The sequence below is a fragment of the Nitratidesulfovibrio sp. HK-II genome (genome assembly GCF_003402415.2).
GTDB lineage: Bacteria > Desulfobacterota > Desulfovibrionia > Desulfovibrionales > Desulfovibrionaceae > Cupidesulfovibrio.
Window position 1 is genome coordinate 3,377,686 of the sequence record NZ_AP036014.1, and the last position, 23,188, is coordinate 3,400,873.

Here is a 23,188-nt window from a genome sequence, read left to right on the forward strand (position 1 = left end):
ACGAAATGTAACTTGTGGCCCGCCGCCGTTGACTTCGCGCGGGTTCGGCGCGATATGCGCCTCGTCGTGCCGGTGTGTCCGGCACGCGCGGCCCCGTCGGCGCTTCCGGTTTCCCGGTGCGCGCCGGGACCGGAGGCCCAACGCCATCAGCCGCCGCAACCGCGGCGCATTCCCCCCGGTTTTCATGAAGGAGAACCGCCATGTTGAAAAAAACGACCACCCTGTTCACCTCGCTTGCCCTTGCCGCCGCCGTTGCCCTGCCCGTCCTGCCCGCGATGGCCGATGACGCCACGCCCCCCACCGATCGCCCCGACCTGCGCAAGGAGCGCAGGGACGACCGCCAGGACCCGCGGCAGGACAACCGGCAGGACCAGCGCATGGAACGCAAGGATGACCGCAGGGAACAGCGCGACGGCCGCAAGGACGACCGCATGGAGCGCCGCGACGATCGCCGCGACCAGCACATGGAGCGCAAGGACGATCGCCGCGACCAGCGTGACGACCGCAAGGATGATCGCAAGGAGCGCCGCGACGACCGCAAGGACGACCGCCCCGCGCCCCCCGCTCCCGCCCAATAGCACCCGGACGCGCCGCCGGGTGTCCGGCGGCGCATGGTGACGACGGACAGGGGCCGCCGACCGGTGAAGGTCGGCGGCCCCGCATCGTTGCATGCCCCGGGGCGGGTGGTCCGCCCGCCCCCGCGTCAGGGCTGCCATCGACTGGCGCTCCACGGCACGCGCATCCGGCCTATCCGCTCCCGTCCGCTCCCCCCTCCCCGTTCCCGCCACGCAATTCCCCGCGTCTTGCCAGCCGCCGTGCCGCATGCGAAAAGGCGGCGGGTCAACGGGGCTTGCCGCCCCGCCTGGCCGAACACCCCGCGCGCCTACGCGCGCCCCGCAACCGGAGCCTTCCCATGCCCGTCCCTTCCACGCTGCCCGTGCCGGTGGTCACCATTGGCCTGCTGCTGCTTTCCAACGTGTTCATGACCTTCGCCTGGTACGGCCACCTGAAGTTCCGGGCCACGCCGCTCATGGTGGCCATACTGGCAAGCTGGGGCATCGCCTTCTTCGAGTACTGCCTGCAGGTGCCCGCCAACCGCGCCGGGTACGGCCACTACAACGCGGCAGAGCTGAAGACCATCCAGGAGATCATCTCGCTCTCCGTGTTCATGGTCTTCTCGGTGCTCTACCTGGGCGAGCCGCTGAAGTGGAACTATCTTGTGGGGTTTGGCCTGATAGTGGTGGCCACGTTCTTCATCTTCAAGGAATGGTGAGCAGGGAATCGGCCTCGTCGCCCTGTCCGCCCGGTCCGCAAGCACCTGGCAGGTCGAAGGCGCGCTCCACCCGGTTGCGGCCTCCCGCCTTGGCCCGGTAGAGCGCCCTGTCCGCCTCGCGCAGCAGCCCATCGGCCCCGTCGCAGGGCGGGCTTGCGGCAACGCCCAGGCTCAGGGTGACGGTAAGCGGCCCGCCGGACGTCAGCAGGGGCGCGGCCTCCACGGCGTACCGCAGCCGTTCCGCCACGGCCATGGCCTCCTCGGGCGCGGTGTCCGGCAGCAGCACGGCGAATTCCTCGCCCCCGATGCGCCCCACGGTGTCCACGTCGCGCACCTCGGCCCGGCAGATGGCCGCCAGCGCCCGCAGCACCTCGTCGCCCACGGCATGGCCCCAGGTGTCGTTGACCCGCTTGAAGCGGTCCACGTCGATGGAGACCAGGGCCAGCGGCGTGCCGTAGCGGCGGTGGCGCTGCACCTCGTGTTCCAGCGCCTCCAGGAACCGCCTGCGGTTGGCCAGCCCGGTCAGTCCGTCGGTGGTGGCCATCTGGCGCAGCCGTTCCTGCGCCTCGCGGTGTTCGGTGGTGTCGGTGATGATGCCGCAATAGACGATGCCGTGTCCGTCATCGTCCCCGTCGGGCAGGCCCGCGCCGTATCCCGCGTGCACGGGCTTGGCCTCGCCCCGCCACCAGCGCACCTCGCCGTCGGGCAGTGTCAGCCGCCCCTCGAACACCCAGTCGCCGCGCCGTTCGGCCGCGTCGCGCAGCGAAAGTTCCCACACCGTGCGGTCCGCCGGGTGCACCGGCAGGGCCTGCCAGTCGTGCTGCAATGCTTCGGGCTCGATGCCCAGTATCTCGCGGCTGCGCGGGCTGACGTAGGTGAACCGCCGCTCGCCGAGCGACTCGCGCCACTGGAAGACCACCCCCGGCACCGTGGAAGCGATGGCCCGCAGCCGCGCCTCGCTGGCGCGCAACTCTTCCGCCGCGCGGCGGGTGGCGGTGACGTCGCGTCCCACGCCGTAGATCAGCCCCTGATCGGGCACGGCGGCGGAATTCCACGATATCCAGCGCCAGGAACCGTCGCGGCACAGGTAGCGGTTCTCCACGCCGGTCAGCACGCCGTCGCGCAGCAGTTGCTGCATGGCCTGCGCGGTGGTCTCCTGGTCGTCCGGATGCACCAGCGACACCCATGGCCGGTCCAGCAGTTCTTCCTTGGACCAGCCCAGCACCGCCTGCCACGCGGGGTTCACCTCGCGGAAATAGCCGTCCAGGCCGCCGATGGCCATAAGGTCGGGCGACAGGCTGAACAGCCGCCGCCGGTCCTCCTCGGCGCGCCGCCGACCGGACACGTCGCGCACGATGCCCGCCACCCGCAGGGGCGACCCGTCTTCGGCGCGCTCCACCACCCGTCCGGTATCCTGAACCCAGCGCCACGTTCCGTCCGAACCCTGCACGCGGTATTCGGCTTCGTAGCGCTGCGAAAGGCCGGAAAGATGCCGTTGCCGCGCCCGATCCAGGCCCGACAGGTCGTCCGGGTGCACCAGCGCCCGCCACGACGCCATCAACGGTGCGCACTCCACGCGCCCCAGGCCCAGCACCTCGCCCCAGCGGGTGTCGCAGGCCACCTGGTCGCCAGCCACGTCCCAACTGAAGTTGCCGATGCCCGCGCCGTCCAGGATCATTTCCAGGTGCTGTTCGCTGCGGCGCAGGGCCTCCTCGGCCCGGGCCCGGTCAGTGATGTCGTGGATGATGCTGTACAACAGCGTGCGGTCGAAAAGCCGCACGGGTACGGAATGCACCTCTACCTCGCGCACCTCGCCCGAGGCCAGCCGGTGACGCGAGACGAAGCGCGTCACCCGTCCCCCGCACAGATCGGCCAGCCGGGCGGTCTGCTCGGCGACAGGCAGGGTGCTGATGTCTTGAATGGACATGCCGCAAAGCCGTTCGGCCGGGTGGCCGTAAAAGGCGGCCGCGGCAGGATTGGCCTCGATGATGCACCCCGCCTCGGCGTCCACCAGCAGCATCACCGCGGAATGGCGTTGGAAAAGCTGTTCGTACAGGGACACGCCCGGCGACAGGGATAACGGAAGGGACGGGGGGGATTGGGGAGGACAGGCGGAGGAAACAGGGGGGCCAGCGGCCGGAGATGGCGGGTCGGCCGGGGATGGCTCTACCACTGGCGAAACGGGCGGAACGTCACGAACAGACTCTGGCGCGCCGCCACGCGCGACGCCGCGCTTCGCGCCAGTCGCGCCAGTCGCGCCGGTCGCATCGGCTCCTTGTCCGCCGGGCATCGCCCGCTTCACACCGCGCACCATCTGCCGCCTCCCTCTGGTGCGGTATTCTATGACCTCTCCGGTGAAGATACGCAAACCCGTTATAATGCCGGTGCACCCCCTTTCACCCGATCCGAGGAGGTGCGGCAGAATCCGGCAGGACGGCGCAGGGCTCTGCAAAAGCGGACAAAACGGGGCATGGCCGGAAAACATGGCCAGCGTGGTCGACACGGACGAGGCGGACGGGGCGGACGGGGCGGACGGGGCGGAAAGCCCGAACAACACGGACTACGCGAAAGCGCGCGGAAAGGGGCCACCCTTCCCGCGCGCCGCCATGTAGCGTCACGAACTACGCTTCGTCTATTCCACCATCACGAACTTTCCGCCCTTCACCTGCAGCATGACCATGGAATCCTCTCCCAGGCCGTTGTGATCCTGCGGGCCAAGGTTGAACACGCCGCTCACGCCCACGAGGCCCTTGGTGGCCTCCAGCGCGTCGCGCACCTTTGCCGGTTCCGTGCCCACCTTGCGCATGGCTTCCACCAGCAGCAGCAGGGCGTCCCACGCGTAGCCGGAGTGGGTGTTGATGGGGTACTGCGCGTCGTACTTGTACTCGTCGCGATACAGGCGCACGAATTCGGCGATGACCTTCTTCTGCGGGTCGCCGTCGGGCAGGGCTTCCCAGGTCATCAGCTTGGTGGCGGGCATCAGGTCTCCCTCGGCAGCCTCGCCCGCCAGCTTGATGTAGGCCGGGTCGGGCAGGCCGTGGCATTGCAGCAGGGGCATGGTCAGACCCAGGGCGTGATGGTTCTTGGACACGATGGACCCGGCGGGTCCGATGGTCCAGCAGATCACCGCCTGCGGACCCTTGCCCGCCAGCGCGGTGAGCTGGGTCTTCATGTCCACGTCGGTGGGCTTGAACTGTTCCGCGCCCACGATCTCCACGCCGTATTCCGGGGCCAGCGAGCGCAGCCAGCGTTCGCCGTCCTGCCCGAAGTTGTCGCCCGAAAGCAGCAGGGCCACTTTGGTCAGTTCATGCTTCTTCAGGTGTCCCAGCACCTTGCGCACCGCCGTGGACGACCGCTGGGGCGACTTGAAGACATGGCGGGCGCTGCCGAAGTCCATGTTGCCCACCTTGCCTTCCATGATCACCGGGTCGCCGCCCACGGTCATCACCGTGGGTATCCCGGCGGACTCGATCTGGCGCTTCACGGCCATGCCCTCGTCGGTGCGGGTGGGCCCGATGACGGCCACCACCTTTTCCTCGCTGACGAAGCGCTTGAAGGTCAGCACCGCCTTGGTGGGGTCGCCCTCGGTGTCGCCCAGCACCAGTTCGATGGGACGGCCGTTGATGCCGCCCTCCTTGTTCACCTTGTCCACGAACATCTGGGCCACCAGCTTGGTGGGGGTGCCCACGGGCGCGGTGGGGCCGGACAGGGCGAAGAACGCGCCGATCTTCACCGGTTCGGCCGCCCGCGCGGGGGCGGCGGGCAGGCCCGCGCCCAGCGCCAGCGCCGGAACGGCAAGGGCGGCAAGGCGGCATGCCTTGCGGAACATGGTCGCGAAGTTCATGCGAATCTCCTCTCCCACACGGCGCGGGGGGCGACGCATGGGTGCATGGTTGCGCGCCGCCCTCGGCCAGGGCCACGGCGGCGCGTGTGGGTCATTTCAGCGGCGGGGTTTCGCCTTCGGCGTGGCGCAGGGTGTCCAGCACCGCCTCGCCGCCGTGCAGCACGTGGATGCGCATGGCCTCGGCGGCCGCATCCGCGTCGCCCGCCTCCACGGCGGCCACGATGCGGGCGTGGTCGTCATCCGACCATTCCCCGGCCTCGCGCAGGGGCACCAGCGCGCGGATGATGCGTTCAACCACTCCTTCGATTTCGTCCAGCAGGCGGGCCAGCAACAGCGAGCCGCCCGCCGCCCGCAACAGCAGGTGGAATTCGGCGTTCAGTTCGGCCAGCCGGGCCACGTCGGCCCCGGCCGCCGCCTCGCCAAACGCGGCCAGGTTGGCGCGCAGCGCCGCCACCTGTTCCGGCGTTGCCCGGCGCGCGGCCAGCGCGGCCACGCGCGCTTCCAGCAGGGCCCGCACCTGCACCGCCTCTTCCACTTCTTCGGCGTCGAAGGGGCGCAGCACGTAGCCCCCGGCGGAGCGCTTCTGCAGCAGACCCTCCTGCTCCAGCCGGTGCAGGGCCTCGCGCAGCGGCGTGCGGCTGATGCCCAGCTCCGCCGCCAGGCGGTCCTCAACCAGCCGCTGGCCAGGCTCCAGCTCGCCGTCGATGATCATGCGCTTGAGCATGCGCGTCACTTCCTGCCCCAGCGACTGCTTGACCAGTCTCGCCATCAGTTGCCCTCCTGCGTGGCGCTGCCGCCCCGCGTGTCGTCCCGCATTCCGTCCGCAGTCCCGGCCTCTCCGTTAACGGGACCGAGAAACGCCTCGCGCAGCAGCTCGTCGGAAAGTATGTCGGCGGATGTGCCGGAAAAGCGGATCTGCCCGCTGGTGATGATGTACCCCCGGTTGCAGATGGCCAGCGCGCCCAGCGCGTTCTGTTCCACCAGCAGCACCGAGCAGCCCATGGCGGGCAGGTCGCGCACCACCCGGAAGATGGCCGCCGTCACCTTGGGCGCAAGGCCCAGGCTGGGTTCGTCCAGCAGCAGCAGACGCGGCCGGGCCATCAGGGCGCGGCCCATGGCCAGCATCTGCTGCTCGCCGCCGGAAAGGTTGCCCGCAGGCTGTCCGCTGCGCTCGCCAAGCACGGGAAACAGGTCCAGCATGCGGGCCAGGTCGTCGGCCACCGCCGCCCGTTCCGCGCGGCCGCCCCGCTTCAGGCGCAGGTACGCGCCCATTTCCAGGTTCTCGCGCACCGAAAGCTGGGTGAACACCCGCCGCCCCTCGGGCACCTGCACCACCCCGGCGGCCACGATGCCCGCCGGGCGCGGGGGCAACGGGTTGCCGTCCAGCAGGATGGACCCGGAGGCCGGGCGCGCAAGGCCGCTGATGAGCGAGAGCAGCGTGGTCTTGCCCGCGCCGTTCATGCCCAGCAGGCACACCGCCTCGCCCGCGCCCACGGAAAGGGACACGTCGAACAGCACCTTCGCGCCGCCGTAGGAAAAGGAAACGTCGCGCACCTCAAGCATGCAGGCCGAACTCCTCGCCCCCGCCCAGGTAGGCGTTGACCACTTCGGGGTTGCGTTTCACCTCGCCGGGCGCGCCCTCGGCGATCTTGGCGCCGGAGCACAGCACCACCACGGCGTCGCTCACGCGCATGACCAGCGACATGTCGTGCTCGATGAGCAGCACGGCCACCCCGCGTGCGCGCAGGGCCAGGATCAGCCCGCCCATCTCGTGGGTTTCCGCCGGGTTCAGGCCCGCCACCGGCTCGTCCAGCAGGATCATGCGCGGGTCGCCCACCAGGGCGCGGGCCAGCACCAGCCGCTTCTGGTCGCCGTAGGGCAAGAGCCCGGCGGGTTCGTCGGCCCGGCCGGAAAGCCCCGTGAAATCCAGCGCCCGCAGGGCCGCGTCGCGCATGGCCCGTTCGGTGCGGCGCACGCCGGGCAGGCGCAGCATGCTGGCCAGCATGCCGGTGCGCACGTGGCCGTGAAGCCCCACCATGACGTTTTCCAGCAGGCTCATGGAGCCGAACACCCGCAAATGCTGGAAGGTGCGGGCAAGGCCCAGGCGCGGCAGGCGGTGGGCCGCCATGCCGGTGATGTCCCGCCCGTCGAAGGTCACGTTGCCGGAATCGGGGCGGACCATGCCGGTCACGCAGTTGACCAGGGTGGTCTTGCCCGCCCCGTTGGGGCCGATGAGCGCGGTGATGGCCCCGGCCCGCGCCGTGAAGCTGGCCGCGTCCAGCGCGCGGATGCCGCCAAAGGCCACGGAAAGGTCGCGTACCGCAAGCAGGCTCATGGCCGGGCCTCCCCGCCTTGCGGGGCTGTGCCCGGCGCGCCGCCCGACCCGTCACCGTCCCCGCGCCGCATCCTGTCCGCCATCCCGCGCAGCCAGGGCGAGACCCCGCGCGGCATGAAGATGAGCATGACCAGCAAAATCGCGCCAAAGATCAGGTCGTGGTGTTCCTCGAACACCCCCAGCATCTGGGGCAGCACCGTGAGCAGCAGCGCCCCGGCCAGCCCGCCCCACAGCGACCCCATGCCGCCGATGAGGCACATGGTCACGAACTCCACAGACTTGAAGATGTCGAAGGTCTTGGGGGCCACGATGCCCAGGTAATGCGCGTGCAGCGACCCGGCCAGCGAGGCGAACACGGCCGACAGCACGAACACCTGCACCTTGTAGCTGGCCGTGGGCACGCCGCAGGCCTCTGCCCCCGGCTCGGAATCGTGGATGGCCCGCAGGGCGCGCCCCACTGGCGAGTGCACAAGGTTGCGCGCGGGGATGAGCAGCAGCAGCGCCACGCCCCAGGCCAGCCAGTAGAACGAGCGGTCGGTGTCGAACGAGAAGCCCGCCACGGACAGCGGGGGCACGCCCACGAAGCCGCTGGAACCGCCGGTGACCTCGCTCCACTGCACCAGGATCACGTCCACGATGAGGTTGAAGCCCAGCGTGGCCATGACCAGGTAGTTGCCCTTCAGACGCAGGGTGGGCACCCCCACCACGGCGGCGGCCACGGCCACCCCGCAGGCGGAAACGCCCATGGCCAGCCACGGGTCCACCCCGTGGGTGGCGGAAAGGATGGCGCTGCCGTAGGCCCCCATGCCGAAGAACGCGGCGTGGCCGTAACTGATCTGCCCGGCGTAGCCCATCAGCAGGTTAAGCCCGGTGACCACGATGAGGTTCACCGCCACCACGTTGAGCACGGTGAACTGGTAGCCGGAGCGCAGGGCCAGCGGCAGCAGCGCCACGGCCACGGCCAGGGCCAGCCACCCCCGCGCGAAGCGGCGGGCGGGCGGGGTGAGCAGCGGGTGACGGCCGGAAGCGCCGTGGGAAGCGGGCACAGGCGCGGCACCGTTGGCCTTCGCGGTTCCAGGGGCGGTCATGCGCGCCTCCCGGTGGCGCCGAACAACCCCTGCGGCCGCACGAACAGCACGAGAATGAGCAGACCGAACACCAACACGTCGCGGTAGGCGCTGGTCACGTAGCCCGCGCCGTAGCTTTCGAACAGCCCCAGCAGCACCCCGCCCGCCACGGCCCCGGCAAAGCTGCCGTAGCCGCCCAGCACGGCGGCGGCAAAGCCCTTCAGCCCCAACATCAGGCCGATATCGTAGGAAAGCGAGGTGATGGGCGTGATGAGCATGCCACCCAATGCCCCCAGCGCCCCGGCAAAGGCGAAGGACAGCGTGGTCAGCCGCTCCACCTCCACCCCCATCAGCCGGGCGGTGCGCGGATCTGCCGCCGCGGCGCGCATGGCCTTGCCGGTCACCGTGGCGCGAAAGAACCAGGCCAGCGCCGCGATGCCGCACAGGGTCATGCCCATCACCCACAGGTTCTGCGGGGTCAGCACCGCGCCCAGCAGGCGAAAGGGCACGTCGGGCGAAAGCGGCGGCAGGGCCAGGGGCAGCTTGCCCCAGCCCTGCTTCATCAGCCCGCGCATGAGCGTGGAGGCGGCCATGGTGATGAAGATCAGGATGATCATCTGGCGGCTGCGGGCCGGGCGCAGGCACACCCGCTCCACCAGCGCGCCCGCCAAGGCCACGATGGCGATGGTGGCGGGAAAGGCCGCGACAATGGGCAGCCCCTGCCCGACCAGCAGGCTGTACAGCACAAGCCCCCCAAGACTCAAAAAGTCGCCCTGGGTAAAGTTGACGATGCCCGTGGCGTTGAAGATGAGGCTGTAGCCCAGCGCCAGCAGCGCGTAGACCGACCCGGTGGTCAGCCCGCTGACGGTGTACTGCGCGAGGGCGTTGATGGCGTCTGGCGGCATGAAGATGTGCGTCCGGTTGAAGGGGCGGCGGGGCCGCATGCGAAACGGCCGGGCATACGGGGTCGGCCATCTGCATACCGTATACAAAATACAAAACAAGGTCAATCCAGCATTGCTGGCAGCTTTTCAGGCGCGTCCCCATACGCGTCCCCAGACGCGTCCCCAAGCTCCCCCCCAAAAAAAGACGTACCCAGCGTGCACTTAAGACGCCCCCCGTCCGCATCGGCATGGCACTCCGCTACGGACGGGGGGGGGACACGCGCGGCCGCGAACGCCGTGCACACCATAGGAGCGCGGCATTAGAAACCGGCGCGTCCCGTTGCGCGCACCGCGTGCCGCGCGCTACACTTAAGGCAACCTGCACTGCGCAGCCCCGTCGCACCCCGCACAACGGACCTGTCATGCCCATGCCGCGCCCCAGACTCTCCACCCCCCTTGCCGTCACCCTGGCCGTGGCGACCGCAGCCCTGCTCCTGTTGCTGGGGGGCTGGCTGGCCACCAGCGAATTCAACGCGCGCACCGTGGCGGAGCAGGGACAGAACCTGCGCCAACGGCTGCTGCTGCGCGTGGCCCCGGCCATAACCGCGCTGCAACTCACCGGCGACCTGCTGGCCGCGGCCGCACCGGGCCGCCCCACCCCGGCGGACGCGCGGGAACTGGCGCTTTCCTCGCTGGACAACAACCCCGGCGTGGACGCCGCCACCGTGTGCGACGGCGCGGGCCTGCTGGCCATGGCCGTGCGCGCCAACGGCGGCATGCTGCTGTACGTGCGCGGCCCTGATGGCCCCGACAAAGACAGCCCGGCTGCCAAGGACGGCGGGCGGGAAACCCCGTGGCAGCGCATCCATACCGGCGCCGCCCCGCCCGGCCCCGCATCCACCATGTTCCCGGCCACCGGCGAGTTGTGCCGCCGCATGGCCGCAGCCACGGACACGCAGGCGGCCCGCCCCGCCTCCGGTCGGAACACGGCCGCCGCCTGGACCGACGTGCACCCCTTGCCCACCGCAAGCGCCCCGGCAAGCGGCGCTGCCGCAGCCCCCGGAAAGCCCACGGCCGACGGCGCGGCCTTGACCGCCGTGGTCGATGCGCGCTGCCGACAAGACGGCGGGCCGCGCTACATGGGCTACAGCTTCCGGGTGAACGACCTGCTGGCCTCCCTCGCCCAGGGGCTGCCCGAAGGCGCGCGGGTGCTGGTCACTTCGCCGCGCGGCGAAGGGCACCCCCCCCACGAGACGGCATCCCTGGCCGAGGATGGCGACCCCGTGCGCGAGGCCGCGCTTGCGGCGTGGCGCGCGGCGGGCACGCCGGGCGACGCCGCGTTTACGTTCAACGCGCAGGGGGGCCGCTGGTGGGCACACCTTTCGCCCCTCACCGATTCCGGCACCCGGACCTTCGCCGGGGTTGCCCTGCCGCAGGGATTGCTGCTGCACATGCTGCTGCGCGACGCCGCCATCCCCCTGCTGCTGGCGTGCGGCGGGCTGGGCGTGCTGCTGGGCGCATGGTGGGTGCATGCCCGCCGACAGCGCGCCGTCGGGCCGGACGCCAGCGCCCCCATGTCCGACGAGGCCCTGCGCGGGCTGCTGGCCGGGGGCGAAAGCGACCGCCTGGAATTCAAGTCCACCCTGCGGCACAACCTTTCCAGCGGCAAGCACGGCAAGGAGATAGAACTGGCCGCCCTGAAGACCGTGGCCGCCTTCCTGAACACCGACGGCGGCACCCTGGCCGTGGGCGTGGACGACCGGGGACAAGTGCTGGGCCTCGCGCCCGACGGCTTTGAGGACGCGGACCACGTGCTGCGCCACTTCAGCGCGCTGCTGGCCCAGCACATCGGCGTGGAGCACCAGCCCCACGTGCGCTTCACGGTGCGCGTGCTGGACGGCGAACAGCTGCTGCTGGTGGAATGCGACCCCGCCACGGAACCGGCCATCCTGCACACCGGCAAGGAAGAGGAATTCTACGTGCGCATGGGCCCCACCAGCCGCAGGCTGGCCCTTTCGCAGGTCATGCGCCGCCTGCGCGGCAACGGCGCGCCGCCGGAATGACGCCCGGCGGCCCTGCCACCACCCGTGCCGCAAACCCGCCGCCGCTGCCCTGCCGCGCCGCATTGGCCCAAATTGGCCTGAATTGACCGGGCACACCACTTCCCGTATCGTGCCGCATCTTTCTTCGCGTCCCGGACGGACCGCCTGAACGGCCGCCGGAAAACCCCCAGCAGGAACGCACGATCATGAGCGATCACAACGCCAGCGAGCCCGACCGCAAGGCCGAGCCGGGTCTCGACTTCATCCGCACGCTGATTACGGCGGACAACGCCAGCGGCCGCTTCGACAGCCGGGTGCACACCCGCTTTCCCCCGGAACCCAACGGCTACCTGCACATCGGGCACGCCAAGTCCATCTGCCTCAACTTCGGGGTGGCGCGGGAATTCGGCGGCAAGTGCAACCTGCGCTTCGACGACACCAACCCGCTGAAGGAAAGCCAGGAATACGTGGATTCCATCCGCGAGGACGTGAAGTGGCTTGGCGGCGACTGGCAAGGCCGCGAATTCTACGCCTCCGACTATTTCGAGCAGCTCTACCAGCACGCGGAACAGCTGATCCTGGCGGGCAAGGCCTACGTGGACAGCCTGTCGGCCGACGAAATCCGCGAGCATCGCGGCACACTCACCGCCCCCGGCACGGAAAGCCCCTACCGCAACCGCAGCGTGGAGGAAAACCTGGACCTGTTCCGGCGCATGCGCGCGGGCGAGTTCAAGGACGGCGAACACGTGCTGCGCGCCAAGATCGACATGGCCTCTCCCAACGTGGTCATGCGCGACCCCACGCTGTACCGCATCCGCCACGCCCATCACCACCGCACCGGCGATGCGTGGTGCATCTACCCGATGTACGACTACACGCACTGCATCTCGGATTCCATAGAGGGCATCACCCACTCCATCTGCACGCTGGAGTTCGTGAACAACCGCGAACTCTACGACTGGACGCTGGACACCCTGGGCATCTACCACCCGCAGCAGTTGGAATTCGCCCGGCTGAACCTGACCTACACCGTGCTGTCCAAGCGCAAGCTGATCCAGCTTGTGGAGGGCGGCTACGTGAACGGCTGGGACGACCCGCGCATGCCCACCATCAGCGGGCTGCGCCGCCGGGGCGTCACGCCAGAGGCGTTGCAGGACTTCTGCGCCCGCATCGGCGTGGCCAAGGCCGATTCGGTGGTGGATTTCTCGCTGCTGGAATTCTGCATGCGCGAACACCTGAACGCGGTCGCCCCGCGCGTGATGGGCGTGCTGGACCCCATCAAGGTCGTCATCGAAAACTACCCCGACGACCAGGTGGAAACCTTCGACATGCCCTACCACCCGGAAGACGCGTCGCACGGTTCGCGCACGGTGCCTTTCTCGAAGGTGCTGTACATCGAGCGCGACGACTTCCGCGAAGACCCGCCCAAAAAGTACCACCGCCTGGCCCCCGGCGCGGAAGTGCGGCTGCGTTACGCCTACTACATCACCTGCCGCGAGGTGGTGAAGGACGCGGAAGGCAACATCACGGAACTGCGCTGCACCTACGACCCGGCCACCAAGGGCGGCTGGTCGCAGGACGGGCGCAAGGTGAAGGGCACCATCCACTGGGTGTCCGCCGCGCACGCCCTGCACGCGCAAGTGCGCCTGTACGAGCACCTGTTCAGCGTGGAAAACCCCAACGCGGCGGAAGAAGGCAAGACCTTCCTGGACTACCTGAATCCCGATTCGCTGAAGACCGTCACCGCCATGCTGGAACCGGCCCTGGCCGACGTGGCCCCCGGCACCCGCGTGCAGTTCGAGCGCATTGGCTACTTCTGCGCCGACAAGGACGGCACCCCCGGCAAGCCGGTGTTCAACCGCACCGTGGGCCTGCGCGACAGTTGGGCCAAGATCGAGAAGAAGGAAGGCGCGTAAGCACGCCGACCGAAGCTGGAAGAATGCACGACACCCCGGCGGGAGCCATCCCGCCGGGGTGTTTCTGTTCAGGGGAAGGACGAGGTTCCCTGTCTGCCCACCCCCCGAGAAGAGAGGGGGGAAGCAACAGCAAAAGTACCTCAGTACCCCATGTGCTTTTTCACCGATTTGACCATCTTGCCGAAGGCCTTGTCCTTTCTGCGCCGGTCGAGCCGCGATAGTTCGTTGAACTCGGCCTCTTTCCGCAGTTTCAGGTAGTTGCGGTAGTGCTCGGCGGCCAGTTCGCCACGGTCCACGGCGGCCCGCACGGCGCAGCCCGCCTCGTGTTCGTGGCGGCAGTCTGCGTAGCGGCAGTGGTCCGCCAGCAGGGCGATGGCCGCGAATCCCCCGTCCACGCCGTCCGCACCGGCCACGGTGCCCACCTCGCGCATGCCCGGCGTGTCCACGACCAGCGCGCCGCCATCCAGCATGGTGAGTTGGCGGCGGGTGGTGGTGTGGGTGCCTTCTCCGGTGGCGCTCACAACACGTGTGGCATGCGCGTGCCCTTCCAAGGCCCTCGCCTGGCCCTGTCCTTTCGTCAGCTGATTGAGCAGGGTCGTCTTGCCCACGCCCGACGAACCGAGCAGGCAGTAGGTCCTGCCCGGCGCAAGCGCCTGGCGCAGCGCATCCAGCCCGGCCCCGGTCACGCTGCTGAGGGCAATCACCCGCGCGGGCGTGACGGCGGCCACCACCGCCAGCAGGTTCGAGAGATCGTCCGGGGTGACCAGGTCCGTCTTGGTCAGCACCACCACAGGCTCCACGCCCCCGTCCGCCAGCATGACCAGATAGCGTTCCAGCCTGCCGGGGTTGAAGTCGTAATGGCACGATTGCACGATGAACGCCGTGTCGATGTTGGCCGCGATCATCTGCACGGCGGATCCTTCGCCTGCCGTCTTGCGCCGCAGCATGGTCCGGCGCGGGAACACCCGGTGAATGATGGCCGCCGTCCCGTCGCTGTGCCACTGCGCCGTTACCCAGTCGCCCACGCAGGGCAGGTCGGCGGGGCTGTCCACATGATAGGCAAGCCTGCCCGCCAGTTCGGCCGGAACCTCGCCCCCCTCGCCCCGTATGCGGTACGCCCCCCGGTCCACGGCGCAGACGCGGGCAAAGCCGCAGCCGTCCATGGCCATGTGTGGCGCGTGCGCGGCAAACCACGCATCAAAACCATATGATTGCAACATGATGCTATACCTCATGCCATATCTCATGAAGGACCGGGCGCGTGCCTTGGCCCCTCCGGATTGTCATTGTTGGCGCTAGGCCTGTTCCGCGAAGGCCGCGTGGGCGATGATGCCGCCCTGCGGCAGCCGGTGGCCGAAGCGCACGGCCAGCACGTACTGGTCGGGCACGCCCGGATAATGCAGGCCCGGCACGCAGGCGAAGCCGAAACGGGTGTAGTAGCCGGGGTCGCCCACCAGCACCACGCCCAGGGCCCCAAAGTCGCGCATGCGGCGCAACGCCTCGCGGATCAGGGCGGAGCCGATGCCCCTGCCCTGCATGGGTGGCAGCACGCCCACCGGCCCCAGCAGTTGCCAGCCGGCCTGGTCCGCCCCCACCACGGCGGGCGAAAGGGCCACGTGGCCCACGGGGTCTCCGTTCACCTCGGCCAGCAGGGACAAGGTCAGGTAGCCGCTGGCGCGCAGCCGCTCGACGATGCGGTGTTCCGTGGGCTCCGCGCCGGGGGCGTGCATGGGGTGGCCCTTGAAGGCCGTGTATTCGATGTGGGAGATGGCCCGGCTGTCCTGTTGGTTGCCGGGGCGTTCGTCCCTGATGTGCATTGTGACTCTCCTGAAGTATGGCGCGCGACATGACGGGCGCGGACCGGGCAGGCAGCCCGGCGGCGCACGACCGCCATGCGGCGCGCATGGCGAAAGATCGGCCTTGAAACGTCAGAAGGATGGTTGCGGGACGAAAGCAAAGACCACCATCCGATGACATCGGACGGAATCGGCAGGGCGGGATGGGGCGGAGCCGGACAACGGCCCCGTGCGGGCAGGTCTCCCCTCAGGCGGGGGAAGGCGTGCCGTCGCGCCTACCGGGTGCGGCTTTCGCCGACAACCGGTGCGACAATCTCTGGTGCGAATCGCTGCAAAAAAACCTCGGCGCGTACGCCTGCAAGCAGAAAGACGTGTGCCGGACGGGCAACGCCGCAGCCGTCAAGGCCGCGCGCGGGGCAATCCGCCGGGTGTCCGATGCGGACAGGCCGAGCATAGTACGAAATTTCGCGTTGGCAAAGCCCCGGCTGAGCGACGGCCCTTCCGCCCCCGGCATCGCGTCGGGCCATGCGCCGCAGCCGCACGGCAACGTCTCATCCCGCAATTTCAGAATGTTACATACATGAAAGAAAAATTGCACGGCCCTCGCGCATTTCCCGTTGACAACCGAAGGGCTGACGGATAGATACACAACCTCGTTGTTGGGCTGTCGTTCAATTGGCAGGACGGCGGATTCTGGCTCCGCTAATCTAGGTTCGAGTCCTAGCAGCCCAGCCAACATGCGTTCCCATCGTCTAGCCTGGCCTAGGACAACGGCCTTTCACGCCGTCGACGGGGGTTCAAATCCCCCTGGGAACGCCACCACGCCATCAAAGGGGTCACGGTTCGCCGTGGCCCCTTTCGCGTATGCGCGGGGCGCGCCGCGAAAGCACCAAGCGCAGGCTCGCGCCGCCGCCCCATCCACGCCCGCACACCGCGCGGCATGCCGGTCCGCTCCCCTTCTCCTCCGGCCGCCCGCGCACAAGCAGGAGGCCCCATGGACATTACCGCCTTTTTCGCCGCCGAAGTGAAGCCCGCGCTGGGCTGCACCGAACCGGGGGCCGTGGCCCTTGCCGCCGCAGCCGCCGCTCGCCACCTGCCCGCCGCGCCGGAGCGCATCCACCTGCGTCTTTCGGCCAACATCTACAAGAACGGCCAGTCCGTAGGCATTCCCGGGGCGCAGGGCCTGCGCGGCAACATGCTGGCCTCGGCGCTGGGCGCGCTGGCGGGCGACGCGGACATGGGCCTGCAAGCGCTGGCCGCCGTCACCCCCGACGACGTGGCCGCCGCCCGTGCCCTGACCGAGCGCGGCGCGGTGACGCAGGAAATCGTGCAGGACGTGCCCACGGTGTACGCCGAGGCGGAACTGTACCGTCCCGGCCACCTGGTGGTGGCCGTGGTGGCCGGGCGGCACGACCGCGTGGCCGAGGTGCGCCACAACGGACAGGTGGTCTACCGGGCGGAGGACGCCCTGGGCGGCGACAGCCTGCCCCCGTACATGGCCGACCTGCAACGCGCCGCCTTCGATGACCTATGGGCCTGGGCCGACGCCATCGACGCCGACCTCGCCCGCGACCTGCTGCGCGGCGCGGAGATGAACCTGGCCGTGGCCGAACAGGGGCTGGCCAGCCCGTGGGGCCTCGCCGTGGGGCATACTTTGGGCATGGCCCTGCGCGGCGGGGAGTGCGCGGACACCTGTGCGCCGGACATTGGCGCGCGCGTGAAGGCCACCACGGCGGCCGCCGCCGACGTGCGCATGGCCGGGGCCAACCAGCCGGTCATGAGCAGCGCCGGGTCCGGCAACCACGGCCTTACCGCCATCATTCCCCCAGCCCTGGCCGCGCGCGCCTGGGGCCGCAGCGATGCGGAACTGGCCCGCGCGCTGGCCCTGTCGCACCTGGTCACCGGCGCGGTAAAGGCCCGCACGGGCCGCCTTACCCCGCTGTGCGGCTGCGCCGTGGCCGCCGGGGCCGGGGCCGCCGCCGCGTTGGTGCGCCTTGCGGACGGCACGCCCGCGCAAGCCGAACAGGCCGTGGCGCTGGTGTTCTCGTCGGTCATGGGCATGATCTGCGACGGGGCCAAGGGCGGCTGCGCGCTGAAGGTGGGCACCGCCGCGGCGGAGGCCTGGAGCGCCGCGCAACTGGCCCTGCACGGGCCGGGCATGACCGGGGCCGAGGGCATCGTCTCGCCCGATTTCCGCGCCTCGCTACGCTCGCTGGGCGAAGTGTCCAGCCTGGGCTTCGCCGCCGTGGACGTGGCCATCATCCGCCTGCTGGAGCGCGGCGTACGCTAGGGCTGCACGTTACCGGCCGCCCATCTTGCGAATGAAAGACGGGCCGCGTCACCACGACGCGGCCCGTCTCCTTTCGTTCAGGCGCATTCTTCCGGCCCGTCACTACGGGGCGCGGCACGACGTCACACGCCACGGCCCGATCGTGCGCAAGGGAGCGCCGTCCGCGTCAGTCCACCCAGACCACCTCGGGCACGTCGCGCGGGGGCACCCGGTGGTACTTCATGGCGGGCATGCCCAGCATCATGGCGCCCACCACGTCCAGGTCGTCTGCAAGGCCCAGCGCGACGCGGGTGGCCTCGTGGTTGCGGGCGGCCCACATCACCAGACCGGCCCAGCAGGTGCCGATGCCCCGCGCCGTGGCCGCGAAATCCAGCGTGGTGGCGGCGATGCCGCCGTCGCACGCGCCGAAGTTGTAGGTTTTCGGCGCGGTACAGTAGGCCAGGTGCGGCGCGCCGCGCAGCACCTTGTCGCCGTCGGCGGCAAACGCCGCCAGCGCATCCGGGTAGTAGCCCGAAACACTCAGCCATTCGGAAACCACCCCGGCCATCGCCCGCGACGCGGCGGCGGAGCGGATCACGTGCCAGCGCAGCAGGCGGCTGTTGCGGGCGGTGGGCGCGTGGCGCACCACGTCCATCAGGTCGCGCAGGGTGGCGTCCGGCAGCGGGCGCGGCGAAAAACGACGGATGGAGCGCCGGTTGCGGATCAGCGCATCCATGGCCGTTGCGTCGGCCTGCCCCGGCTGCACCGGCAGGAAGGACGCCAGCGGCAGGCGGGCGTGGCGCAGGGCGTTGGTGGGGCACACGGCCACGCAGTGGCCGCAGTCGATGCATTGCTCCGCCGCGTCGGGTACCGGCACGGGATGGCCGTTGACGTCCGGTTGCAGCAGCCCCTTGGGGCAGGCGGCCATGCAGTGGCCGTCGCCCGTGCAGGCATCCGTATCAAGGGTGAACAGTTCCATGCGGGCCTCCTTGGGCGATATGCCCATGGAGCCCTTTTGCCATGTACGGCGGATTCGGCAAGAAGGCACAATGGGGGAAGCGAGTACCCGGCAGGAAACAGGGGCACCAGCGCGAGACCGCCCCCGGCTCCCGCAAATCGGGGGACGGGGGCGGACAAGGAGGCAAAGGGGAAGCGAGCGGCGCTACCTGTCGGACAGGGCCAGCCCCGCCCCGCTGCCGATGAAGGCGACCCCCACGGTGCGGTTGTACCAGCGCGCGGCGCGGGTGGTGGCCAGCAGCGCCGCGATGCGCGACCCGGCCACGGCGTAGAGCATCATGCCCAGAAAGGCGATGACGGCCAGGTCCGCCACCAGCAGGGCGCTGCGGGCCAGGGTATCGCCGGGGGCCAGGAATTGCGGGAACAGCGCGGTGAAAAACACGATGGCCTTGGGGTTGCCCGCCGCCACGAAGAACGCCTGCGCGAACAGCTTGCGCGCGCCGGGGCCTCCATCGGCATCGGATGCGGGAACGCCGGGCACACCGGGCGCGCCCGCGTCAGCCTCCCCGTCCATCACGCCGGACGCAGCTGCCGCCGCGTTCAGGGGTATGGCCGGGGCGCGCAGCATGCACACCCCCACGTACACCAGATAGGCCGCACCCGCGTAGCGCACCACCCGGAACAGGTCCTCGGACGCGGCCAGCACCACGCCCAGGCCAGCCACCGCCACCAGCGCCTGCAGCACCGACGCCACGGTGTTGCCCAGGGCCGACGCCAACGCGCGCCGCACGCCGTAGCGCACCCCGTGCGTCAGGGCCAGCAGCATGCTGGGGCCGGGGGTGATGGTGGCCACCAGCACCGTCAGCGTGTACACGATGAGAAAATTCCACGAGATGGACACCATGCTGGGCTCCTTGGCCTGCAAAGATGGGGGGCGCGGCGCGGAACCTGACGACAGGCAATGGGCACCGGAAGGCTGCCGCGCGCCTGCACGGCCGCGTCGTCACTCTCTACCCGCACGGCCGCCGCGCGGCAAGCGCCAGCACAGGTTCAGAACGGAGCGGCCAGCCCCTTTTCGGACAGCACCGCGCGGTACAGGTCCAGGGTGCGCCGGGCCATGGCGTGAATGTCGAACTCGTCGCGAAAGCGCGCGCCGTCGGCCGGGGGCAGGGCCAGCGCGTCCGCCAGCACCGTGGCGGGGTCGGCGTCGTCATCCATGAAGCGGATGCGGTCGTAGTAGCGGGCAATCTCGCGCACCGGCTCGGTGTGCCGGGCCATAACCGGCAGGCCGAAGGCGCACGCCTCCAGCACCACGCCGGGCATGCCCTCGGCCAGTTCCTCGGACGGAAAGAGCAGCGCGTCGAAGGCGCGATAGCAGGCGTGCACGTCCAGCCGCTGCCCGGCCAGCAGCACCACCCGGCCATCGCCGATGGCCGCCGCCTCGGCGCGCAGCCGGGCCTGACCGGCGTCGGATGCCCCGCCCCCCACCAGCAGCATGCGGGCGCGGGGGTTGGCGGCGTGCAGCCGCCGCATGAAATCCAGCGCGAAGTCCACGCCCTTGCCGGTGGCCAGCCGCCCCACGAAGCCCACCAGCACATCTCCGGGGGCGATGCCGAATTCGGCGCGCACGTCGCCCGCCGGGCGCGTGAGCATGGCCTCGAAATCAACCCCGTTGTGCAGCACCGCGTTCATGCTCCGGGGCAGCCCTGTGCCCCGCACGAAGCCCTCCAGAGACTGCTGGGCCACATGCAGCACCCTGTCGGTGCACAGCCGGTGCACCAAGGCCTCCTGCACGGCCTGCTTGCGGCGTCCCAGGGCCGTGCCGGCATACCAGTGGTTGCCCGCCACGTGCACCTGGGCCACGCGCACCGGCACCCCGGCCAGGCGCGCGGCGATCATGCCGGGAATGTTGGCCCCCAGCGAATGCGTGTGCACCACCAACGCGCCATGACGGCGGAACATGGCGGACAGGCGGGCAATGCCCGCCGGGCTCCACTTGCCGCGCATGGGCAGGAAGTGGGTGTGCACGCCCCGGTCACGCAGCGCGTCGAAGAACACCCCGCGCCCCCGATAGGTGACCACATGCACCTCGAAGGTTTCTGCCAGCAGCGGCAGCACGGCGGCCAGGCGGCGCTGCACGCCGCCCACGTCGAGGTTGTTGGTGACCCGGAAGAGCACGGGCTTGTGCATGGTGTGTCCTGCGGTGCGAAACGGGGTTGCGGAACGGGCCGACGTTCCCGATGGAGCGCGGGGCCGTGGAGCTTGCGCGGCCGGGATGCGCCGCGAAATGCATCCCGTGGATAGCCCACTCGCATTCCGGCGTCCAGACGCGGCGGACGTTCCGCAGCCCGGAGCCGTGCGCCACACCACCCGGCAATGCCCCGCCCCCGACAAACGGCGAAGGGCGCTCCCCGATGGAGCGCCCCCGTGTCGTGCCTGTGAAGGAGAAGGCATGGCGAAGTCTGCATGCGCCGCGCGGGCGGCATCCACGGCCCATCGGTCCCGGCATTCCCCCCGGAGGGGAACAACCTGATGGCCCAGGCCCGGCGGGCACGCCGTGGGAAATCGATCCGGCGCGTTCCGCCCGCCGCCGCGCGGCGCGTCAAGTCTCATCCGTCGGATGACGGGTGCCGCCGTCGGCACCCGTCATCCATTTATCATCCCCGCCCTACTGGGCGGCGGAAACCAGCTTCTTCTGGCCGTCCCACACCTTGTCCGCCTTGGGCAGCGTGGGCAGGTACTTGAACCACTGGTGCGTCTTCATGTGTTCGGGGTCCTGTTGCAGCTTGCGGCTGTGCTTCAGGATGGGCGGCACGATCTTGTGGATGTCGCCCGCCAGGTCCTTGGCGATGGCGAAGCCGGTGGCCTCGCTGGCCAGGTCCACGGCCTGCTGGCTGTACTGCTGCGAAGAGGCCAGCGTGTCCAGCGCCTTGGCCGGGTTGTGGAAGCCCACGCTGTTCTCGGCAGACACGTAGTCCCAGAAGAACTGGCCCTTGCGCACCATGTCGCGCGCCTGGATCATCAGGTCGTCATAGTTGGCGGGCTTGGCCCCCTGGAATTCCGAGGCCAGACGCACGGCCTCGTGCGCCTTCACCGACAGGTCCTGGGCCTTCAGCAACTGGTCGTAGGTCTTCTGCTGGCTGAACAGCACGCGCGAGCGCAGGTACTCGGGGCTCTTGTCCGAATGGCACTGGCGGCAGGCGCGCAGGTCCGGGTCCTTCAGGGGCGAGGTCCACCAGTGGCCCGAGATCTTCTTCTTGTCGTCGGTGCGGGTGTAGCCCATGTGGCAGTCCGCGCACGAAACGCCCGCCGCGCCGTGCACGCCGTTCTGCCACATTTCGTATTCGGGGTGCTGGGCCTTCAGCATGGGGGTCTTGGACACCGGGTGCACCCAGTCCACGAAGTTGCCCTCGAAGCCCTTGGCCTGCGAGTTCCCGTGGCTCTTGTAGTAGGTGTACATCTGCTGCGGGTCGTAGCCTTCGCCCCACGGGAACACCGGCTTCTTGGCCGGGCCGAATTCCTTGTCCTGGAAGTAGTATTCCACGTGGCACTGGCCGCAGACCAGCGAACGCTTGTCGTTGCGCGAAAGCTTGTCCCAGTCCTTGCCCTGCGCCTTCAGTTGGTCCTTCAGCGGTTCGCTGTACAGGCGCAGTTCCATGGTCTGCGGGTCGTGGCAGTTGGCGCAGCCGATGGTCTCGTCCTTCATGTCGATCTTGTCGCGGAACTCGTTGACGTCCTTGGCCCAGAAGTCGTCGCCGTACTGCTTCACCCAGCCCATCATCTTGGGGGTCTTGCAGTTCCAGCAGGTGGCGGGCAGGCCGCCCTTCTCGGCATAGGTGTTGATGCGGTCGATGTGCAGGAAGTCTTCCAGCGCCTTGGTATGCCCGCGCGCGTTGCGGTACTCGTAGCTGAACGGATAGCCCAGCCACAGGTTCTTCAGGTACGGCTGGGCGTGCTTGTAGCCCTCGGGCAGGGGGCTGACGTTGTCGTTCTTGTTGAACGGCACCGAGCCGTTGAACTCGGTCATCACGGTGCTTTCGTCGTTGCGTTCGTAGCTGGCGGCCTGCTGCGGAAATTCCTTCTTGAACGCGCTGTTGCGGGTCTCGTCCGCCGCCAGCTTGGTCTTGAACACCGGAGTCTTCAGGTCCGACACGTCGGAACAGCCCGACAGAATGAAGGGAACGAGCGAAACGGCAAGCAGCAAGGCCCCCCTTCGGGCCATGCCGCACGCCTTGCGAAGCGACAGCTTATCCATCGGCGACCTTCCTTGTGCTGATCGGCGTCATGCGCATGTGCTGGACGTTGCGGTGGCAGTCCACGCAATAGGGTTTGGAATCCATGCTGGCCACCTGCGTGTTGGTCATGGTGTGGCATGCCTTGCAGTTGGCGTTGACCACGTCCTTGGTGGACTGGCCCGAATGGATCACGTCGTCCGGCCTGCCCAGCGTGTTCATGTACACGTCCTTGGCCCCCGCCACTGCCTTGAAGGGCAGCTTTGCGGCCAGGTTTTGCGGAGCGTGGCACTCGTTGCAGGCAAGCTTGGCATGGGTGGACGCCTTGTGGGTCAACGCCGCCTCCTGCATGATGTGACAGCTCGCGCAGAACGGACGCCGGTCCGTGACCTTCATCCCGAAGCCCGCCCCCGCCGCCAGCACGACCCCAAGGGTCGCCCCGACGACGATGAGCCGCAGCCCGGTGCGTCCGTTGCGAGGTGCTTCCTCTGACATTTCCGCCTCCTTGCTGTGGAGCGCGCCCGCCCCGCCGCGCGCGGCCGGGGGTTAGCCTCTCCGGGTGCATCCGTGCCC

Annotated in this window: 20 protein-coding genes and 2 tRNA genes; 8 read left to right on the forward strand and 14 right to left on the reverse strand. The window is 69.5% G+C overall.

The annotated features are described in order from the left end of the window. Positions 1 to 200: 200 nt before the first annotated feature. On the forward strand, positions 201 to 578 hold the full coding sequence (locus tag RVX_RS14300) for a hypothetical protein (protein WP_116307884.1): 378 nt from the start codon (positions 201 to 203) through the stop codon (positions 576 to 578). A gap of 335 nt (positions 579 to 913) precedes the next feature. After that, positions 914 to 1,273 (forward strand): DMT family protein, encoded by a 360-nt coding sequence (locus RVX_RS14305; RefSeq protein WP_116307885.1) that lies wholly within the window; start codon positions 914 to 916, stop codon positions 1,271 to 1,273. Here the strand turns inward: RVX_RS14305 and RVX_RS14310 are convergent. Beyond that, the gene (locus RVX_RS14310) at positions 1,260 to 3,335 is read right to left on the reverse strand and encodes a sensor domain-containing diguanylate cyclase (protein ID WP_230404792.1); all 2,076 of its coding nucleotides are present in this window, start codon (positions 3,333 to 3,335) and stop codon (positions 1,260 to 1,262) included. The two genes, RVX_RS14305 and RVX_RS14310, sit on opposite strands and share 14 nt — an antisense overlap. A gap of 421 nt (positions 3,336 to 3,756) precedes the next feature. Between RVX_RS14310 and RVX_RS14315 the strand changes: the two genes are divergently transcribed. Beyond that, positions 3,757 to 3,885, forward strand: coding sequence for a hypothetical protein (locus tag RVX_RS14315; RefSeq protein ID WP_420192356.1), 129 nt, complete (start codon positions 3,757 to 3,759; stop codon positions 3,883 to 3,885). A gap of 20 nt (positions 3,886 to 3,905) precedes the next feature. Here RVX_RS14315 and RVX_RS14320 read toward each other — a convergent pair whose 3' ends face one another. The 6 genes from RVX_RS14320 to RVX_RS14345 form a co-directional block, all read right to left on the reverse strand. Further along, positions 3,906 to 5,117, reverse strand: a complete 1,212-nt coding sequence (locus tag RVX_RS14320) for an ABC transporter substrate-binding protein (RefSeq protein ID WP_116307887.1) — start codon at positions 5,115 to 5,117, stop codon at positions 3,906 to 3,908. A gap of 91 nt (positions 5,118 to 5,208) precedes the next feature. Further along, positions 5,209 to 5,886 carry a GntR family transcriptional regulator gene (locus RVX_RS14325; protein WP_116307888.1) on the reverse strand — a complete coding sequence of 226 codons (678 nt, stop codon included), beginning with the start codon at positions 5,884 to 5,886 and terminating at the stop codon, positions 5,209 to 5,211. Next, the gene (locus RVX_RS14330; protein ID WP_116307889.1) at positions 5,886 to 6,680 is read right to left on the reverse strand and encodes an ABC transporter ATP-binding protein; all 795 of its coding nucleotides are present in this window, start codon (positions 6,678 to 6,680) and stop codon (positions 5,886 to 5,888) included. The genes RVX_RS14325 and RVX_RS14330 overlap by 1 nt, the downstream gene beginning before the upstream one ends. Then, positions 6,673 to 7,452 (reverse strand): ABC transporter ATP-binding protein, encoded by a 780-nt coding sequence (locus RVX_RS14335; RefSeq protein WP_116307890.1) that lies wholly within the window; start codon positions 7,450 to 7,452, stop codon positions 6,673 to 6,675. The genes RVX_RS14330 and RVX_RS14335 overlap by 8 nt, the downstream gene beginning before the upstream one ends. Continuing rightward, a complete protein-coding gene (locus RVX_RS14340) occupies positions 7,449 to 8,540 on the reverse strand; it encodes a branched-chain amino acid ABC transporter permease (RefSeq protein WP_116307891.1) in 1,092 nt (363 codons plus the stop codon). The genes RVX_RS14335 and RVX_RS14340 overlap by 4 nt, the downstream gene beginning before the upstream one ends. Continuing rightward, complete coding sequence (locus tag RVX_RS14345; RefSeq protein ID WP_172596664.1) at positions 8,537 to 9,424, reverse strand: branched-chain amino acid ABC transporter permease; 888 nt, start codon at positions 9,422 to 9,424, stop codon at positions 8,537 to 8,539. Before RVX_RS14345 ends, RVX_RS14340 begins: the two co-directional genes overlap by 4 nt. Before the next feature lie 401 nt (positions 9,425 to 9,825). Here RVX_RS14345 and RVX_RS14350 point away from each other — a divergent pair, with 401 nt between their 5' ends. Together RVX_RS14350 and RVX_RS14355 are read left to right on the forward strand one after the other, a co-directional pair. Further along, a complete protein-coding gene (locus RVX_RS14350; RefSeq protein ID WP_116307893.1) occupies positions 9,826 to 11,466 on the forward strand; it encodes an ATP-binding protein in 1,641 nt (546 codons plus the stop codon). Between the two features lie 185 nt (positions 11,467 to 11,651). Continuing rightward, positions 11,652 to 13,361 (forward strand): glutamine--tRNA ligase/YqeY domain fusion protein, encoded by a 1,710-nt coding sequence (locus tag RVX_RS14355; protein WP_116307894.1) that lies wholly within the window; start codon positions 11,652 to 11,654, stop codon positions 13,359 to 13,361. A gap of 140 nt (positions 13,362 to 13,501) precedes the next feature. Here the strand turns inward: RVX_RS14355 and rsgA are convergent, their stop codons facing one another. Both rsgA and RVX_RS14365 read right to left on the reverse strand, forming a co-directional pair. Beyond that, on the reverse strand, positions 13,502 to 14,581 hold the full coding sequence (gene rsgA, locus RVX_RS14360; protein ID WP_116308087.1) for a ribosome small subunit-dependent GTPase A: 1,080 nt from the start codon (positions 14,579 to 14,581) through the stop codon (positions 13,502 to 13,504). Positions 14,582 to 14,656: 75 nt separating this feature from the next. Continuing rightward, complete coding sequence (locus tag RVX_RS14365) at positions 14,657 to 15,178, reverse strand: GNAT family N-acetyltransferase (protein WP_116307895.1); 522 nt, start codon at positions 15,176 to 15,178, stop codon at positions 14,657 to 14,659. A 639-nt stretch (positions 15,179 to 15,817) separates the two neighbouring features. Here RVX_RS14365 and RVX_RS14370 point away from each other — a divergent pair. The 3 genes from RVX_RS14370 (at position 15,818) to RVX_RS14380 (ending at position 17,447) form a co-directional block, all read left to right on the forward strand. Beyond that, positions 15,818 to 15,892, forward strand: a tRNA-Gln gene (locus RVX_RS14370). A gap of 6 nt (positions 15,893 to 15,898) precedes the next feature. Continuing rightward, a tRNA-Glu gene (locus tag RVX_RS14375) sits at positions 15,899 to 15,976 on the forward strand. Positions 15,977 to 16,151: 175 nt separating this feature from the next. Continuing rightward, the gene (locus RVX_RS14380; protein ID WP_116307896.1) at positions 16,152 to 17,447 is read left to right on the forward strand and encodes a serine dehydratase subunit alpha family protein; all 1,296 of its coding nucleotides are present in this window, start codon (positions 16,152 to 16,154) and stop codon (positions 17,445 to 17,447) included. 166 nt (positions 17,448 to 17,613) lie between these two features. Here the strand turns inward: RVX_RS14380 and RVX_RS14385 are convergent, their stop codons facing one another. The 5 genes from RVX_RS14385 to RVX_RS14405 form a co-directional block, all read right to left on the reverse strand. Further along, positions 17,614 to 18,405, reverse strand: a complete 792-nt coding sequence (locus RVX_RS14385; RefSeq protein WP_116307897.1) for a nitroreductase family protein — start codon at positions 18,403 to 18,405, stop codon at positions 17,614 to 17,616. A 183-nt stretch (positions 18,406 to 18,588) separates the two neighbouring features. Beyond that, positions 18,589 to 19,287, reverse strand: coding sequence for a LysE family translocator (locus RVX_RS14390; RefSeq protein ID WP_116307898.1), 699 nt, complete (start codon positions 19,285 to 19,287; stop codon positions 18,589 to 18,591). A gap of 146 nt (positions 19,288 to 19,433) precedes the next feature. Continuing rightward, positions 19,434 to 20,573 (reverse strand): glycosyltransferase, encoded by a 1,140-nt coding sequence (locus RVX_RS14395; protein ID WP_172596665.1) that lies wholly within the window; start codon positions 20,571 to 20,573, stop codon positions 19,434 to 19,436. Positions 20,574 to 21,051: 478 nt separating this feature from the next. Beyond that, positions 21,052 to 22,605 (reverse strand): ammonia-forming cytochrome c nitrite reductase subunit c552, encoded by a 1,554-nt coding sequence (locus RVX_RS14400; RefSeq protein WP_172596675.1) that lies wholly within the window; start codon positions 22,603 to 22,605, stop codon positions 21,052 to 21,054. 25 nt (positions 22,606 to 22,630) lie between these two features. Next, a complete protein-coding gene (locus tag RVX_RS14405) occupies positions 22,631 to 23,110 on the reverse strand; it encodes a cytochrome c3 family protein (protein WP_007524085.1) in 480 nt (159 codons plus the stop codon). Positions 23,111 to 23,188 lie beyond the last annotated feature (78 nt).